General features: G+C 70.4%; 18 protein-coding genes. 8 read left to right on the top strand and 10 right to left on the bottom strand.

The window, feature by feature from the left end:
* Positions 1-67 precede the first annotated feature (67 nt).
* Both EV386_RS05280 and EV386_RS05275 read right to left on the bottom strand, forming a co-directional pair.
* On the bottom strand, positions 68-1,171 hold the full coding sequence (locus EV386_RS05280; RefSeq protein WP_130412977.1) for an LLM class flavin-dependent oxidoreductase: 1,104 nt from the start codon (positions 1,169-1,171) through the stop codon (positions 68-70).
* Positions 1,172-1,207: 36 nt separating this feature from the next.
* Positions 1,208-1,675 (bottom strand): flavin reductase family protein, encoded by a 468-nt coding sequence (locus tag EV386_RS05275; protein WP_165399854.1) that lies wholly within the window; start codon positions 1,673-1,675, stop codon positions 1,208-1,210.
* A gap of 169 nt (positions 1,676-1,844) precedes the next feature.
* On the opposite strand from EV386_RS05275, the gene EV386_RS05270 reads away from it, so the two are divergent.
* The 5 genes from EV386_RS05270 to EV386_RS05250 all read left to right on the top strand — a co-directional run bounded on the left by EV386_RS05270 (position 1,845) and on the right by EV386_RS05250 (position 8,105).
* On the top strand, positions 1,845-2,816 hold the full coding sequence (locus EV386_RS05270; RefSeq protein ID WP_165399853.1) for an AraC family transcriptional regulator: 972 nt from the start codon (positions 1,845-1,847) through the stop codon (positions 2,814-2,816).
* A gap of 136 nt (positions 2,817-2,952) precedes the next feature.
* The gene (locus EV386_RS05265) at positions 2,953-3,723 is read left to right on the top strand and encodes a cyclase family protein (RefSeq protein WP_130412973.1); all 771 of its coding nucleotides are present in this window, start codon (positions 2,953-2,955) and stop codon (positions 3,721-3,723) included.
* A 55-nt stretch (positions 3,724-3,778) separates the two neighbouring features.
* A complete protein-coding gene (locus tag EV386_RS05260; protein WP_130412971.1) occupies positions 3,779-5,956 on the top strand; it encodes a thiamine pyrophosphate-dependent enzyme in 2,178 nt (725 codons plus the stop codon).
* Positions 5,953-7,605, top strand: a complete 1,653-nt coding sequence (locus tag EV386_RS05255; RefSeq protein WP_130412969.1) for an indolepyruvate oxidoreductase subunit beta family protein — start codon at positions 5,953-5,955, stop codon at positions 7,603-7,605. Before EV386_RS05260 ends, EV386_RS05255 begins: the two co-directional genes overlap by 4 nt.
* A gap of 62 nt (positions 7,606-7,667) precedes the next feature.
* Positions 7,668-8,105, top strand: a complete 438-nt coding sequence (locus EV386_RS05250) for a cupin domain-containing protein (RefSeq protein ID WP_130412967.1) — start codon at positions 7,668-7,670, stop codon at positions 8,103-8,105.
* 57 nt (positions 8,106-8,162) lie between these two features.
* Here EV386_RS05250 and EV386_RS05245 read toward each other — a convergent pair whose 3' ends face one another.
* A complete protein-coding gene (locus tag EV386_RS05245; protein ID WP_165399852.1) occupies positions 8,163-8,996 on the bottom strand; it encodes a siderophore-interacting protein in 834 nt (277 codons plus the stop codon).
* 229 nt (positions 8,997-9,225) lie between these two features.
* Between EV386_RS05245 and EV386_RS05240 the strand changes: the two genes are divergently transcribed.
* Together EV386_RS05240 and EV386_RS05235 are read left to right on the top strand one after the other, a co-directional pair.
* Entirely contained in the window at positions 9,226-10,302 is a 1,077-nt protein-coding gene (locus tag EV386_RS05240) for a fatty acid desaturase family protein (RefSeq protein ID WP_130412963.1), read from the top strand.
* Between the two features lie 376 nt (positions 10,303-10,678).
* Positions 10,679-10,882 (top strand): cold-shock protein, encoded by a 204-nt coding sequence (locus EV386_RS05235; RefSeq protein WP_130412961.1) that lies wholly within the window; start codon positions 10,679-10,681, stop codon positions 10,880-10,882.
* Positions 10,883-10,992: 110 nt separating this feature from the next.
* Here the strand turns inward: EV386_RS05235 and arsM are convergent, their stop codons facing one another.
* The gene (arsM, locus tag EV386_RS05230; protein WP_130412959.1) at positions 10,993-11,781 is read right to left on the bottom strand and encodes an arsenite methyltransferase; all 789 of its coding nucleotides are present in this window, start codon (positions 11,779-11,781) and stop codon (positions 10,993-10,995) included.
* Positions 11,782-11,872: 91 nt separating this feature from the next.
* Here arsM and EV386_RS05225 point away from each other — a divergent pair, with 91 nt between their 5' ends.
* On the top strand, positions 11,873-12,235 hold the full coding sequence (locus EV386_RS05225) for an ArsR/SmtB family transcription factor (protein ID WP_130412958.1): 363 nt from the start codon (positions 11,873-11,875) through the stop codon (positions 12,233-12,235).
* Between the two features lie 65 nt (positions 12,236-12,300).
* On the opposite strand, the gene rpmF is transcribed toward EV386_RS05225, so the two are convergent.
* From rpmF to EV386_RS05195, 6 genes are all read right to left on the bottom strand, one after another.
* Positions 12,301-12,468, bottom strand: coding sequence for a 50S ribosomal protein L32 (gene rpmF / locus EV386_RS05220; protein WP_130412956.1), 168 nt, complete (start codon positions 12,466-12,468; stop codon positions 12,301-12,303).
* Positions 12,469-12,489: 21 nt separating this feature from the next.
* The gene (locus EV386_RS05215; protein WP_130412954.1) at positions 12,490-12,612 is read right to left on the bottom strand and encodes a ribosomal protein bL36; all 123 of its coding nucleotides are present in this window, start codon (positions 12,610-12,612) and stop codon (positions 12,490-12,492) included.
* The gene (locus EV386_RS05210; RefSeq protein WP_130412952.1) at positions 12,609-12,890 is read right to left on the bottom strand and encodes a type B 50S ribosomal protein L31; all 282 of its coding nucleotides are present in this window, start codon (positions 12,888-12,890) and stop codon (positions 12,609-12,611) included. The genes EV386_RS05215 and EV386_RS05210 overlap by 4 nt, the downstream gene beginning before the upstream one ends.
* A 24-nt stretch (positions 12,891-12,914) precedes the next feature.
* Positions 12,915-13,220, bottom strand: a complete 306-nt coding sequence (gene rpsN, locus EV386_RS05205; protein WP_130412950.1) for a 30S ribosomal protein S14 — start codon at positions 13,218-13,220, stop codon at positions 12,915-12,917.
* A complete protein-coding gene (rpmB, locus tag EV386_RS05200; protein WP_130412948.1) occupies positions 13,220-13,456 on the bottom strand; it encodes a 50S ribosomal protein L28 in 237 nt (78 codons plus the stop codon). Before rpmB ends, rpsN begins: the two co-directional genes overlap by 1 nt.
* Positions 13,457-13,571: 115 nt before the next feature.
* Positions 13,572-16,559 carry an AfsR/SARP family transcriptional regulator gene (locus EV386_RS05195; protein ID WP_207216475.1) on the bottom strand — a complete coding sequence of 996 codons (2,988 nt, stop codon included), beginning with the start codon at positions 16,557-16,559 and terminating at the stop codon, positions 13,572-13,574.
* Positions 16,560-16,579: the final 20 nt, after the last annotated feature.

The raw sequence follows: 16,579 nt of genomic DNA, 5'->3' as shown, positions 1-16,579 counted from the left end.
GCCTCAGCGGCCTGCGGTGGCGGACGGGATGCCCGCCACCGCGAGGACCGTGGTTCGAGCGGGTCGATCAGGCGGGGCTCTCGGGACGCAGGCCCTTCTTGACAAGCCGCGGCATGACCTCCTGGGCGAAGTACTCCAACTCACCCACGTAGTCGACGAAGGCCATCGTGATGCCGCCGAATCCCGCCTTGGCGAACCGCTCGATCTCGTCCGCGACATCGTCGGGTGACCCGATGAGGGGGCACGTGCCGTGACCCGCGGCGAACCGGCTGCGGAAGTTCGCCAGCAGATCCTTGCTGAACGACTGCGCGTGCAGGCCCTGCAACCGCATCAGGTTGTCGACCGCGTCCCAGTCGGCGTTCTCCTCGGCGTAGTAGTGCAGGTACTCCTGCGCCTCCTTGCGGGTGGGGCGGCAGACCACGTGCGTCGGACTGAGCACACCCGCCGCGCGTCCCTGGGCAGCCGATGCGGCCGTGAGCTCCTTGACGACTGCGGCGCCCTCCTGCGGGCCGCTGACGATCGTGAAGACGAAGTCGGCGTTGCGCGCGGCGTACGCCTTGCCCTGCGGCGAGGAGCCGGCGTTGAGGATCGGCAGGCGTCGAGCCGCGGGCTTGGGAACCGCTTCGATGCCTCGCAGATCCCAGAATCTGCCGTTGAGGTCGTAACGGCCGTCGCGCGACCACAGGGTGGTCAGGATGTCGACCCACTCCTGAGCCAGCGCGTAACGCGAGTCGTGGTCCTGGGGCAGGTCGGATCCCATCGCGACGTACTCGGGTTGGTTCCAGCCGGCGACGACGTTGACGCCCACCCGTCCCGGGGCCATCTGGTCCATGGTGGCCAGCTGCTTCGCGGTGACCGCGGGGTGGTTGAACGCGGTGTGGATCGTGCTGAAGGCGGTCAGTCGCTCAGTGTTGGCGAGGATCGCCGTCGCCCACGGAATCGGCTCGAGCACGCCCTCATGGAAGTTCGTCTCGCCTCCGTATCCGATCCACCGCGCGATCGGGAGCATGAAGTCAATGCCCGTCTGGTCCGCCAGCCGAGCCAGACGCAGGTTGTCGTCCCATGACGCCGACCACCGCTCGGGGATCGTGGTGACCGCGAGGCCGCCGGAACAGTTCGACGAGAACAGGCCGAGCCGGAAGTGCTCCGACTCGAGGATGGGGATGCTCATGAGGGTGCCTCCAGATGTTGGTTCGAGAGCGAAAGGTCAACGCTGCAGGGTCATGGGGACGTGCGCGGTGGCGGCCATCGTGACGACCTGGCCGATCAGGTAGACGTGGTCTCCGACGTCGAAGGTCCCGGCGACCCGGCATTCGAGTCGCAGCGGAACCTCGCCCGTCAGCATGGGGATGCCGTCGAGCCCGGGTGTCGTCTCGACTCCGTCGAACCGATCGGACCTCGACGCTGCGAACCGCGAGACGAGCTCGGCCTGATGGCTCGCCATCACATGGACGACATACCCGGTCACCGCGACCCACTCGTCAAACCGACTCGACTTCTTGTCGATGCACCAGCCGACCATCGCCGGCTCAAGTGACGCTGAGTGGAAACTGTTGACGGTCTTTCCGAGCGGGCGGCTGAGGCCATTGGCCGTGATGATCGCGACGCCCGTGGGCCAACGGGCCAACTGGCCACGAAGTGTCGCGGGCGTCACCTCGATTGTGGCGGGTGTCACACAACTCATGGATCCAGATATTCGACTCGACTGCCCGCCCCGGGCTATCCGTCGAGAGTCGCGGCCTGTCCAGCACGCGCAGACCTTGCAGTATCGTGACGATCGTCGCCTCGCCGACACGCCGGCGAGGAGTGGCCAGAGACGTGCCGAAGTCGACCAAGGAGGCACCATGGCGAGAGTCGCGACACCGCTCGGATCGCACGGACTGCTGCGAACCACAGACCTCGATGACGCTCGCGCCTCGGTCGCCGCGTCATTGGCCCCGCATCGCCTGACCGCGCTTCGCGATCCGGGGGCGTTCCAGGCTCAGCACAACGCGGCAGGGCTCGACCAGGTCAGCCTGCACTACATCGACTACGGAACCGAGGTCGAGGTCACCGCCGAGCACCTGGGGTTCTGCTTGGTGCAACTCCCCCTCGCAGGCTTGACGGTGGTCCAGACGGGAGTGCGCGCCGTCAAGGCCACCGCGCGCAGCGCCGTCGTCACGGCGCCGGGAGAGACCGTCCGTATGCGCTACTCCGCGGGCAATCCCCGCCTCATGGTCCGCATCGCGACGCCGTTGCTGCACGAGCGACTTGCGGTCGCGGCGGCGTGCGGGACGGCGCTGCCACGCTGGTCGGCGAGCGTGTTCGACACAGGCAGCGGCGCTGGCCGCACCTGGCGCAGCCTTGTCAGCCTCGTCGTGAGCGACCTCGACCGCGACGACGGGCTGAGCCGCTCCCCCGTCACGACCCGCGCGCTCCAGCTCGCAGTCGTCGACGGGCTCATCGCATCACTCGCCGAAGCGGGCCGAACTGCGCCGGCCGGCGCCATGGCCTCCGGTCGGATCATCCGCCGTGCGGCCCGCCTGATCGAGGATCACTGCGCCGAGCCGCTGCGCACCCCCGATATCGCCGAGACGGTGGGAGTGTCCGTGCGAACGCTCCAGGAGGGCTTTCGAACCCATCTCGGCACCACACCGATGGCTCACATGCGCCACGCCCGGCTGCAGCGCGTCCGGGAGTGCCTCATCGACGGCAGCGCGCAGTCCGTCGCGCAGGCCGCGCACCGCTGGGGGGTGGGGCACCTCGGGCGATTCTCAGCCGACTACCGTGCGGCGTTCGGCGAGTCGCCCAGCGAGACCCTCGGCCGCTCGCGCTGACAGGAGTGACGGCGAGCCCACCGCGCGATCCGGCTCATCGATGCGCCCAGCGGATAGCCGATCGCGTCCGGGAGACCTAGGTTCTGACGCCAATACGTGATCGCGCTCACGCTCCGCTCACCGAAAGGCTGCACCCATGTCTGTCATCGAAGCCCTGCTGGCCGGTCTGTCGTCGGGAGAGGTCGAGATCGTCGATCTCACCGCACCGCTGTCCCCCCAGACCCCGGTCCTGCGTCTGCCAGCCCCCTTCGCGAACACGATCCCGCTCTCGCTGGAGGCCGTCAGCGACTTCGACGAGAGGGGTCCCGCGTGGGGATGGAACAACATCCACACAGGTGAGCACACGGGCACCCACCTCGACGCGCCCGTGCACTGGGCAACCGGCCGCGACGGGCTCTCGGTCGACGCGATCGAGCCCTCGCGCCTGGTCGGCCCCGCGGTCGTGCTCGATGTGCGCGACGAGGTGGCCGAGAACCCGGACTTCCTCCTCGAGCCGGTGCACCTCGACAAGCACACTGCCGAGCACGGCCCTCTCCCCGAGGGCGCCTGGCTGGTGCTCCGCACCGGCTGGAGCGCGTTCAACCAGGACGCCGACGCCTTCGCCAACGCCGACGACGCCGGTCCGCACACCCCGGGCGTCTCCCCCGCCGCCGCGCGGTGGCTGGCCGCCTCGCCCATCACCGGCCTCGCGGTTGAGACGGTCGGCATCGACGCGGGACAGGCTGGCGGGATGGAGCCGCCGTTCCCCGCGCACCACTACCTCTTGGGCGCCAACAAGTTCGGCCTCACCCAGCTGCAGAACCTGGATCGGCTGCCGGCGACAGGCGCCGTGATCGTCGCCGCACCGCTGCCGATCGTCGGCGGAACCGGCTCGCCGGCCCGAGCACTGGCGTTCGTCTCGGCCTGACCCGTCGCGAGCTCAACCCACACGACCAGTCGCGATCAGGTAAGGAGCAAGGCCGATGGCCGAACGTTCATTCGCGCACGAGGTGCGCAAGCTCCGGGCGGGCGAGGGGAGCACCGTCTCGGGCGAGGGAATCCTCGCCGTGACGAAGGCGCTGCTTCAGTCAGGAGTCGCCTACGTGGGCGGATACCAGGGCGCCCCGATCTCTCACCTGATGGACGTGCTCGGGGACGCGCACGAGATCCTGGAGGAGTTGGGGGTCTACTTCGAGAACAGCGCGTCGGAGGCGACGGCTGCCGCCATGCTCGCAGCATCGGTGAACTACCCGTTGCGGGGCGCCATCACGTTCAAGTCGACCGTGGGCACGAATGTCGCCTCCGACGCTCTGGCGAACCTCGCGAGCGGCGGGGTCCAGGGTGGCGCCCTGATCATCGTCGGCGAGGACTACGGCGAGGGATCCAGCATCATGCAGGAGCGCTCGCACGCCTTCGCGATGAAATCCCAGATGTGGCTCCTCGACCCCCGCCCCAATGTCGCCGCGATCGTCAACGCGGTCGAAGCGGGCTTCGAGCTGTCCGAGGCGAGCTCAACTCCGGTGATGCTGCAACTGCGCCTGCGCTCGTGCCACCTGCATGGCAGCTTCACCGCGAAGGACAATGTACGCCCGCCGATGACGGTCAAGGACGCGGCGGAGAACCCCTCGCGCCAGGTCGATCGGATCGTGCTGCCGCCCGCGAGCTTCGTCCACGAGCGGGAGAAGGTCGAGGAACGCTGGCCGGCCGCCGTCGAGTACATCACGAACCACGGCCTCAACGAGGTGCTCGGCGCGGGAGCCGCCGACGTCGGCGTCATTGTCCAGGGCGGCGTCTACAACACCCTCAACCGTGCGATGGAGTTGCTCGGCGTCTCGGACGCCTATGGCAACACCCGGATCCCGACCTACGTCATGAACGTCACCTATCCGGTCGTGGACGCCGAGATCCTTGACTTCGTCAAGGACAAGCGCGCCGTGCTGCTGGTCGAGGAGGGCCAGCCCGACTACATCGAGCAGAACCTCAACACCATCTTGCGGCGCGCCGCGTCCGATGTGGCGTTGCACGGCAAGGACCTTCTGCCCGTCGCGGGTGAGTACACCGCGACCGAGGTGACGCGCGGCCTGCACGCCTTTCTCAGCAGGTACCTGCCCGACGCGGCCGCCGCCAAGCCGGCGCTGCTGCTGCCCGTGGGCGACCCCCGCAGCCCGTTCGCGCCACGAGTGGACCCCTCCGTGGTCCGCACACGCCCGCCCGGCCTGTGCACCGGCTGCCCTGAGCGACCGATCTTCTCGGCGCTCAAACTCGCCGAGCGGGAGACCGGGAAACAGCACCACGTCAGCGCCGACATCGGCTGCCACCTGTTCGCGATCAACGAGCCGTTCAACCTCGGCGCCACCACCATGGGCTACGGCCTCGGTTCTGCGGGCGCCGCAGCCTTGAGCCCGAAGGGCGCCGACCGACGAACGATCGCCGTGATGGGCGACGGCGGCTTCTGGCACAACGGTCTGACCAGCGGCGTCGGCAACGCCGTCTTCAACCAGAGCGACCAGCTCCTCCTCGTCGTCGACAACGCCTATTCCGCGGCGACCGGCGGGCAGGACATCCTCTCGTCCCGGAACGACAGTCCCCTGCGGTCGACCAAGCACCCCATTGAGAAGGCGGTCCGAGGCGTCGGCGTCACCTGGGCGAGAACCGTCAAGAACACCTATCGAATCGGCGAGCTTCGGGACCTGTTCGTCAAGGCGTTGACGACCAAGGAGCCCGGGCCCAAGGTGATCATCGCGCAGAGCGAGTGCTCGCTGAACCGGCAGCGGCGCGAGCGTCCGCTCAAGGCGCAGGCCATTCGGGACGGCAAGCGCGCCGTCAAGGAGCGCTTCGGCGTCGACGCCGACACGTGCACAGGTGACCACGCCTGCATCCGTGTCTCCGGCTGTCCCTCGCTCACCATCAAGGCGAACCCTGATCCGATGCGGACCGATCCGGTCGCGACGGTGCTCGACTCGTGTGTCGGATGCGGCACCTGCGGCGCCAACGCGCACGCTGCCGCGCTGTGCCCGTCGTTCTACCGCAGCGACCTGGTCTACAACCCCCACTGGCGCGACAAGGCGCTCGCGCGGCTGCGCCGGGGCTGGATCGCCGTCCTCTCCTCGGGTGTGGAACGCCGCGCCGCACGATTCGAAGCCATGGAGGTGCCCGCATGAGCAGTTGGGGATCGGGCCAACGGCCCATCACGATCGCGATCCTCGCCATGGGCGGCGAGGGCGGCGGAGTCCTCGCCGACTGGATCGTCGCAGTCGGCGAGCAGGCGGGCCACCACGCACAGAACACTTCGGTCGCCGGCGTCGCCCAGCGCACCGGAGCGACCGTGTACTACGTCGAGCTCTACCCGCCGGGACACGCCCGCACAGACAACACGCGCTCCGAGCCCGTGCTGAGCCTCTTCCCGACGCCCGGAGAGGTCGACGTCGTCATCGCCTCGGAGCTGATGGAGGCCGGTCGCGCAATCCAGCGTGGCTTCTCGACGCCGGACCGCACCACGCTCATCGCGTCGACCAACCGGGTCTACTCGATGGACGAGAGGCTCGCACTGGGTGACGGACGCGTGGACAGCAACACACTTCTTGAGGCGGCACATCTCGGATCGCGGCGCTTCATCGGCGCCGACTTCATGGACCTCGCGCTGCGCTCGGGCAGCGTGATCAGCGCCTCGCTCTTCGGGGCGCTCGCAGGCTCGGCGACGCTGCCCTTCGAGCGCAGCGCGTTCGAGGACGCGATCCGCGCCAGCGGCAAGGGCGTGGGCGCCTCGCTCGCCGCGTTCGCCTCAGGATTCGACGCGGCCCAACAGCCAGCGCCGCAGCCGCTGCGCACGCCGGCGCCGACAGGCAACGGACCTGTGCCGGTCGCCATCGGCCTGCGCCGGCCGATCGACCCCGCCGAGGAGGCGGCCGCGGCGGCGCAGGCGCGGCGCGAACAGCTCGCGATCAGCGATCCCGCGTCGCTCGTCGGCCCGGCGCTGCGGCGCCACGCCGCCCGCGTCGCCGACCACTTCCCGGCGCCCGCTCGGTCGATGCTCTTGCACGGGGTGGTCCGCACCGCGACGTATCAAGGCCCGGCGTACGCCGACTCCTACCTCGACCGCGTCGCCCGAGTCGCCGCGTTCGACACGGCGGACGAGGCAGCGAGACTGACCACCGAGGCAGCCCGCCACATCGCGCTGTGGATGTGCTACCAGGACACCATCCAGGTCGCGCTGCAGAAGATCCGTCGTCGCCGGCTCGACGGGGTTCGCGCGGAGGCGAAGGCCGCCCCCGGCCAACTCCTGAACGTGCGTGAATACCTTCACCCGCAACTCGAGGAGATCGCCGACACGTTGCCAGCCGGGCTCGGGCGCCGAGTGGCGCGCTCGACGTGGTTCGCACAACTCGTCGGCAAGCTGACGCACAACGGCATGGTGGTCAACACCACGGGCCTCGTCGGCTTCACTGCGCTGTGGGCCATAGCGATGTTCCGCCCGCTGCGGCCACGTTCGTTGCGCTTCGTCCGTGAGCAGGAGGCCATCGACGCGTGGCTCGACCAGCTGCTGGCCGCAGCCGCGACCGACGTCGAACTCGCCCGCGAGATCGTCGGGTGCCAGCGGGTGCTCAAGGGCTATGGCGCCACCCATCAACACGGCCGCGAGAGCTTCACCACCCTCCTGGAACAGGCTGACGCCCTTCTGGGTCGCGACGACGCGGCGGCGACTCTCGCCCGCCTGCGCGAGGCTGCGCTGGCCGACGAGGACGGCGCCACCTTGCGACGAGCGTGCGCCGAGCTCGCCGCGCCCACCGCCCTCGCCAGCCCCGCACGCTGATCCGACCGCGCTCCCCCATGGATAGCGCACCACGCACGACTCACCGAGAGAGGACCGACACCATGACGAACGCACCGACCACCCTGAAGCGTCTCTCCGTCCAGCGCCGCGACGCGCTCCCCGAGGCGCCCGGCCAGACCGCGAACGCCCGCCGCGTCTCCGGGGTCAGCAAAGAGAACACGGAGGTGAAGGACCTCTGGTTCGGCAAGGTCTACACGGGTCCGGGCGAGGTGTCCGACCCGCACCATCACGGTGAGGCCGAAACGGGCGGCTACGTGTTCCAAGGCCAGGGCTTCATCCGCTTCGGCGAGCGATACGAGCAGATCGTCTACCTGGAGGAAGGTGACTTCGTCTACGTGCCCCCGTTCGTGCCGCACATCGAGGGCAACCTCAGCCACACCAAGGAGCTCATCTGGATGACGACGCGCAACCCGGACAACATCGTGGTCAACCTGCGGGACCAGGACGTCGCCGACATCGAGATCGACTTCGTCGACTAGCCCGTAGGGCTGGCGCGCCCGGACCGCCCTTCGGGGCGGACCCGGACCGACCACCTCTCAGTCGTCCCCGACGGTCACCGTGTGGTGGTCGAGGCCCGCCACACCCGCCTTCCAGTAGCCGTCGACGTCGACCTGCTCCTTGGGCAGCCCGACCTCGTGTCGCAGGTAGCGGCGGATCGCGGTCATCACCCCGGCCTCGCCGGCGGCGAACGCGAACCAGTCGCCGTCGTGCGGGGCCCGCCAGGAGCGCACCGCCGCCTCGAGCGCCCCGGACGCCTGAGGAACCCAGGTCAACTCGGACCCGGCGCGCACCGCGAGGTCCTGCTCCTCGCCGTCGGCGACCGCGACGAACGCCACCGCTCGTGCGCCCTCGGGAAGCTCCTCGAGCAGACGCGCGATCGCGGGCAGTGCCGTCGCGTCGCCCACCGCGAGGTAGACAGGGTAATTCTGCGGGAACAGCACGTGTCCGCGCGGTCCGAGCACGCCGATGCGATCGCCGGCGGCGGCTCGGGCCGCCCAGCGCCCCGCCGGACCGTGCTCGTGGACGACGAAGTCGAGCGTCAGCTCGCACCGCTCGCCGTCCCACGCGCGCACGGTGTAGTCGCGCATGACCGGGCGCGAGCCGTCGGGCAGGCGGGGTCCCTGCGGCGTCGGCTGCGGAAGCACGATGTCGCCGGTCGCCTCGTCAGGGACCACGACCTTGACGTGGTCGCCGCACGCGAAGCGTGCGAAGGAGAAGCCCTCCACCTCTGGGCCGCCCAACACGATGCGCCGGTAGTGCGGGGTGACGTCCTCGACCCGGACGACGGTCAGCAAGCGGCGTCCGACCGGCTCGATCCGGGCGCGGGTGACGTGGCCTGTGGTGTTCGTGAGCTCCGTGGCGCAAGGCATGGCCGGGAGCCTAGCGGAGATCTCGGCGGAGATGTTAGGTAAGCCTTGCCTCGTCGCTGCGTCGCGGCGCCCGCCACGTGGACGCGGACGGCGCGCCCGGATCTGCGCAGGACGTCCACACCGCGACGCCCCGGCCGAACCTACGGTCCCGTAGGGTCGGAGTATCCGCACCATGGGCACACCCGCCCTCCCACGGCTGGGAAGTCGACGCCGACAGTTGCGAGGCACGATGCCCCCGACCACACAGGACGCCCGCCGCGGGGTGCGCTCCACCACGTCCTACGCCGCGCTGTCGCGAACGGTGCGCGACATGGGCCTGCTGCGCCGCGCCCACGGCTACTACGCCTGGACTGGCGGCGTGCTCGCGCTCGCCCTCGGCGGCGTGGTCGCCTCCGTCGTCCTCCTCGGTGACTCGTGGTGGCAACTCCTCCTGGCCGCCGCACTCGGCGTGCTGCTGACCCAGACCGCCTTCCTCGCACACGAGGCGGCGCACCGCCAGGTGCTCAGCTCGGGGCGGGCCAACGACCGGCTCGGGCGCGTGCTCGCAAACGGCGTCGTCGGAATCAGCTACTCGTGGTGGATGGCCAAGCACTCACGCCACCACGCCAACCCCAACCGGGTCGACAAGGACCCGGACATCGAAAACGACACCCTCGTGTTCACCGTGGACGGCGCGCGCTCCCAGCGCCGCTGGCTGCGCCCCCTCCAACGCGTCCAGGGGTGGGCGTTCTTCCCGCTGCTGACCCTTGAGGGCCTCAACCTGCACGCGACCTCGATCCGCTCGCTCCTGACCGGCGCGCGCGCCGAACGGCACTCGCGAGCGCGAGAGCTCACCACGATCGCACTGCGGCTGACGCTATACGTCGGAGCGCTGGTGTGGCTCCTGCCACCAGGGCTGGCTGCGGCGTTCCTCGGCGTCCAGCTCGCCGTCTTCGGGGTCTACATGGGCGCCTCCTTCGCGCCCAACCACAAGGGCATGGCCATCATCCCCGCCGACAGTCGGATCGACTTCTTCTCCAAGCAGGTGCTCACCTCGCGCAATATCCGCGGGGGTCACGTCATGAGCGTGCTGATGGGCGGCCTCAACTTTCAGATCGAACACCACCTGTTCCCGAGCATGCCGCGCCCGCACCTGGTCCGTGCGCGCGAACTCGTCCGCGCGCACTGCGCCTCGAATGGGGTGCCCTACACCGAGACGAGCCTCATGCGCTCCTACGCAATCGTCGTGCGCTACCTGAACGAGGTGGGACTGGCCGCCCGGGACCCGTTCGACTGCCCCGCCTACCACCAGTTGCGCGGAGTCTGAGTGTCCTGACGACGCCCGCGCGAGCCACCCGCGGCGCCCCGAGGGCCCCACGTCCACGGCGACTCGTGTAGGCTTGAGGCCGCGTTGGTGTCGGCAGGCCGTTCCTCGCGCCGCTCGACCCTCCTGACCCTCTGTTGGGATGCAGGACCCACCGTCCCGCCCACCACGAGGGCCAACCCGTTCGCCCCGCCACGGCGAACGCACGCACACCGACCGAAAGAGACCTGGCCCCGGTCCATCAACGGCCCATACCGCCACCTCTTCGCACCCTGGAAGCCGCAGCCGGCGCAGGATCACCACAGACCCTTCCGCGCGATGGATCGCACGGAACGCGGGACCGCATCCGCGGGCTCGCACCCGAAAGAGAGAAGTCATCATGACCACCGGAACCGTCAAATGGTTCAACGCGGAGAAGGGCTTTGGCTTCATCGCCCCCTCCGACGGCAGCGCCGACGTGTTCGCCCACTTCAGCGAGATCGCGTCGTCGGGCTTCCGCACGCTCGAGGAGAGCCAGAACGTCGAGTTCGACGTCGCCCAGGGCCCGAAGGGCCCGCAGGCGACGAACATTCGCGTGCTCTGACACGAACGTCACCCGCCGCGCGCGGCGGGTAGTCGCACGACGAGGGGGCCGACCCTGGCGGGTCGGCCCCCTCGTCGCGCGTGCGGCGCCGCGTGGATCGGCGCCGCACGTCACCTCGCGGGCTTGACGGCCCGCACGATCGCGCCGTGCATGCCGTCTGCGACCTCATGGGTGAAGGTGACCTCAGCGTCGGCGAACCCGGCTGCGGCCAGGCCCTGGAGGTACTCGGCCTTCGACAGTGCGCCGGCGACGCAACCGACGTAGGAGCCGCGCTCGGCGCGCTGGGCCGGGGTCAGGTGGTCCTCCGCGACGACGTCGGACACACCGACCCGTCCGCCTGGAGCCAGGACGCGGAACATCTCGGCGAGCACGGCCGGCTTGTCCGCGGAGAGGTTGATGACGCAGTTGGAGATCACCACGTCGACTGCGCCGTCGTCGATCGGCAGGGCCTCGATCGTCCCCTTGCGGAACTCCACATTGCGCGCCCCGGCCTCGGCCGCATTGCGGCGCGCCAAGTCGAGCATCTCGTCGGTCATGTCCACCCCGTAGACGAACCCGGTCGGCCCGACCCGGCGCGCGGACAGCAGCACGTCGATCCCGCCACCCGAGCCCAGGTCCAGCACACGCTCCCCTGCCCGCAGCTCGGCCACCGCCGTCGGGTTCCCGCAGCCCAGGGAGGCCAGCAGCGCCGTCTCGGGCAGCGCCGCCGCGTCAGCTCCGTACAGCCCCGATCCGAAGATCACCGGCTGCGCGCCGGAAGGCCCACAGCCGCCCCCACCGCAGCAGTCGGCGTTCGGGGAGATCTCACCTTCGGCGACCAGCCCCGAGGCCGCCGCGTTGGCCGCCGCCGCGTACCGCTCGCGAACCTGCGCACGCACCTGGTCCTGCTCCGTCGTCATCGCTGACTTCCTTTCGGATCGAAGATCGTCAATAGATGCGACCTTGCAGGTTCCATCGACATCTGTCAATACGTGTGGGAGGATCCGCGACATGACCACACTGCCGCCCGCCGTCGACGCCACCCCGACCGCGGGCTGCTGCGCGCCGTCGGGCGGCGGACTCGACGCCCAGCAGGCCGCGGACGTCGCCCGGACGTTCAAGGCGCTCGGCGATCCGGCCCGCGTGCGACTGCTGTCGATCATCGCGGCCGCGCCCGACGGGCAAGCCTGCGTCTGCGACCTCACCGAGCCCGTCGGGCTGTCGCAGCCCACCGTCTCGCACCACATGAGGCTGTTGACCGAGGCCGGCCTGGTCACCCGCGAGCAGCGTGGCAAGTGGGCGCACTACGCGGTCGCCCCCGCAGCCCGCGCCCTGCTCGCAGGCTGCGCCGACGCCGTCCTGACGAGCGCGTGACGCCCACGGCCTGGCGCCCGCGCCCGCTGAGGGCCCAAGGACCTGTCGCCGAGCACTCCGTGGGCTCAGGGCACGTCAATCAGCCCACGCCGGACGGCGCGCACCAGGCGCGGCGGAACCCGGACGGTGCGGCCGTGGGCGACCACGTCGACGAGCGCCGACTCCGCCGCCTTCCACTGCGCGCGCCGGGACCGGGTGCGCGAGCGCGAGGTCTTTCGCTTCGGTACTGCCATGACGGCCCTTCCTGATCGACGTCAGCCCTGACGGGCCTTGAATCGGGGGTTCTGCCTGTTGATCACGTACGTCTTGCCGCGGCGGCGCACCACCGCGGACCCGGGCGCCAGCCTCAGCGAGCGTAGTGAGGCGCGGACTCTCATCGCGCCGCCCGATCGCCATACCGCTGGCGGAACCTCTCCACGCGGCCGGCGGTGTCCACCACGCGAGCGCTCCCGGTCCAGAACGGATGTGACGCGGCGGAGATCTCGACGTCGATGACGGGGTAGGTGTTGCCGTCCTCCCATTCGACGGTCTTGGCGGGGCGCCCTGGGCCCCCGGACGGGTCGCCGGCCAGCGTGGACCGCGTCAGAATCGCGAACCCGGCGCTCGCGTCACGGAACACGACGGGTCCGTAGGTGGGGTGGATGTTCTTCTTCATCGCTCTCCTCGAGTCACGAGTGGCTCACCAGCTGGACTTGGTCACGCCGGGCAACTCACCCCGATGGGCGAGATCGCGCAGGTTGATGCGCGAGAGCCCGAACTTGCGCAGGTAGGCGCGCGGGCGGCCGTCGGCGACGTCGCGGTTGCGCACCCGGGTGGGGCTGGCGTCACGCGGCTGGCGCTGCAGTTCCAGCACCGCGGCGGCTCGCTCCTTCGGTGTCGTGGCGGGGGCGGCGACGACGCGCTTGAGCTCGGCCCGCCGCGCCGCGTATCGCGCGACGGCCGCCCGCCGTCGCTCGTTGGCCGCGATCTTGGACTTCTTGGCCATCAGACCCTCTCCCCTCGCGCCAGGATCGCGGCGACCACGACGTCGATGCCCTTGCGGTCGATGGTCTTGATCCCCTGGGCGCTGACCCGGAGCGTGACCTTGCGGCCGAGCGAGGGCACCCAGTAGTGCTTCCTCTGGATGTTCGGTGACCACCGGCGCTTCGTGCGCACGTGGGAGTGGGATATCGAATGGCCGAAACCGGGGACAGTTCCGAGCACCTGGCAGCGGGCGGACACCGCGCCTCCTTCGTCGTCGGCCGGGCCTCTGAGAACCGTTCTCAGTAGATCCCAGTGAACCACGTTCGAGAACGATTCTCAACTAGGACGCGTTCGCCCCCGCCGCACAATGGGCTCAGACCGCCAGCGCGGCCGCGCGGTCAGGACGGTCAGCGTCGTCGAGCAGGTGAGCGAGGGGCCGGTGGAGCGCGTCCGCCTCCGCGACGAGCGCCGTCGCGCGTTGCCGGTCGCCCTCCTGCGCACTCAGCCGCGCAAGCCCGTCAAGCGCGAGGATGGCGGCCTCCTGGCTCGCCGTGGCGCGAGCGAGGGCGAGCACGACCTCAAGCGCGTCCCGGTCACGGGTCTCGGCAGCCAGCACACAACGCGACAGCAGGTCCCCGTCGCCGCCTCCCGCGCTGGCGTACCACTCCACGTTCTGCCTCAACAGCGACACCCCCGCAGGCCCGTTTCCCGTGCTGCGCAGCAGACGCGCAAGGTTCAACCGGGCCGTCGACGCCATCCGGCCGTCACCACTGGCGGTCGCGGCGGCGAGAGCCTGGCGGAACGACGCAGCGGCGTCCGCAGGACGTCCGGCGCGCTGCTGCGCGCGCGCCAGCGAGGCCCGATGGAGGGCCGCCTGTCCGAGCAGGCCGAGCGCCGTGGACTCCTGTGCTGCGCCAGACAGGGCCTGGATGGCGTCCTCGAAACGATGCTCAGCCTGGGCGACGCCACCCACCACCGCCTTGGCGTGCACCAATCCCCACGAGTCACCGATGGGGGTCAGCAGGTCGATCGCCTCGGCGCTGTGGCGGGCCGCGGCCGCGGTGTCCCCCAGCGCCAGGGCTCCGTACGCAGCGAGCACAAGGCTGGCCGCCGTCTCCCACGCCAGACCCAGGCGTCGATACGACGCGACGCTGGCGGTGGCGTAGACCAAGGCCTGCGGGGAACGGCCCTGCTGGAGGGCGACGAAGGCTCGGTGGCGCGCCACATCCGCACCAAGCCCCTCGGCATCGATCGACTCCGCGATGCGGTCGGCCTCATCGAGGTCGCGCCAGGCGAGAGCGACATCGCCCGCGGACGCTTCGAGCCATCCGGCGAGCAGGAGCGCCGAGGCCCGCGCCGCGGACCCAGTGGTCGACCTGAGCGCCCGCCGGATCCTTGCGGCGGCGGCCGTGCCGTCGCCCAGGACAACCCAGGTCCACCCGAACCCGGTCGTGATGCTCAGGCCGAGGTCCGGCGCGTTCGTCCCGCACCAGGCGAGCGCGGCGTCGATGTTCGCCCTCTCGGCACGTGCGATGGTCAGGCAGGCGGATTGCCCCCGGCCCCGGACATTGGCCTCGCACCACGCGGCCGTGCGGGCGTACCAGGCCGCATGCGCGCGCTTGGCGGTCTCGGCGAGCCCTGCGTCAGTGAGGCGCTGTGCGGCGTAGGCACGGATGCTGTCCAGCATCCGGTAGCGCACCAGGCCGTCCGGGGAGACGTCGAGGCTGATCAGCGACCGGTCGACGAGGCGGGTCAGGGTGTCCACGACGGCGTCCGCGGGGACCCCGAGAGTCACCAGGACGTGCTCCAACGCCTCCAAGGGTGCGCTCGCGGCAAAGCAGGACAGCGCCCACAGCCCACGTTGGTCGTCGGGGAACAGCAGGTCGTAGCTCCACCCGATGGCGCCGGCGAGCGCCCGCCTCCGCTCGGGTCGGTGACTGCTGGGGTCGCGGAGCAGAGCGAAGCGGTCGTCGATGCGTCGAGCGATGTCACGCACGGACAGGGAGCGGGCCCGGGCGGCGGCGAGTTCGATGGCCAGCGGCAGTCCGTCGAGAGAGCGGCAGACCTCTTCGACCACGCGGGTCGTGTCGTCATCGACGACGAGCCGCCGCCGCATCTGACGTGCCCGGGCCAAGAACAGCGCCACCGAGTCCTGGATCGAGAGCGGCTCAAGGTGAAAGGCCCACTCGTGTTCGACGCCCAGCGGCGCCTGGCTTGTCGCGATGATGCGCAAGCCCGGCACGTCGTCGAGGAGGCTCTCGACGAGGACGCTGATGGTCTCCACGACATGCTCACAGTTGTCGAGCAGCAGCACTGTCTGCGCGCCCAAGAGTCGCGGCCGCAGCGGGGCGCCTCCCGGCACGTGCAGGGTCTCGGCGATGACCTGCTCCAGATCGGCTGAGCGGTCCACGGCGTCGAGTCTGACCAGCCACACCCCGCCGGGGGCTGCCACGGATCGCGCCGCCTCGAGCAGAAGTCTGGTCTTGCCCACCCCGGCCGGGCCGACGACGTTCACGAGCCGGTGCTCGACGATGAGCTCGCCCAGCGCTCGCAGCTCGCTGCCACGTCCCACCATCGGGGCCAGGCTGCGCGGCAGGTTGCCAGGAGCTGCGACCGGGTCCACCGGCGCCCCTCCCAGCACGGCGCCGTGCCGCAGGACCTGCCCCTCGAGCGCGCGCAGGTCCTGTCCGGGTTCGACGCCGAGCTCCTCGATCATCAGCCTCCTCACACGGGCGTACGCCGCGAGCGCCTCGGCCTGTCTGCCGCCTCGGAACAGCGCCGTCATGAGCGAGGCCCACAGGCGCTCGCGGAACGGGTGCTCGGCCACCAACCGCTCTAGCTCACCGACCAGCTCCCCTCCGGAGCCGAGGTCGACGCGGGAGGCCATCAAGTCCTCAAGGAGACCCAGTCGGACGTCCTCGAGACGAGCGCGGTGGGGCGCGGCCCAGTCGCCGGCGTCGGCCAAGGCCTCGCCACGAAACAGCCGCAGCCCTTCGCTGGCCTTGTCGAGCGCCGTCGTCGCGTCTCCCGCATGGCGGGCCGCGGACGCTTGGCCGGCGAGGTCGAGCACGCGGACGGCGTCCACACCGCCCGGTTCGACGACGAGTCTGTAGGCGTCGTCCGCGCCGACGACGAGGGCCTTGCCGCCGAGAGCACGACGCAACTGGGAGACCTTCGACTGCAGGGTGTTGCGACCCGCGCCGGAGGTCCACAGGTCATCGAGCAGGGTGTCCACGCGCACGCTGGAGCCCGCGTCGAGGGCGAGCCGGACGAGCAGTTCGGTGGTCTTGCCTGTCGGCACCGCGAGCCGGTCCCCATCCCTGCGTGCTTCGACCGCGCCGAGCACGGCGACAGTGAGCATCCTTCGAGACTACGCGCCGA

Source organism: Xylanimonas ulmi (assembly GCF_004216535.1).
Lineage (GTDB): Bacteria > Actinomycetota > Actinomycetes > Actinomycetales > Cellulomonadaceae > Xylanimonas > Xylanimonas ulmi.
Note: the sequence above shows the minus strand (reverse complement) of the source record. Positions and strands in the feature narration are given on the sequence as shown.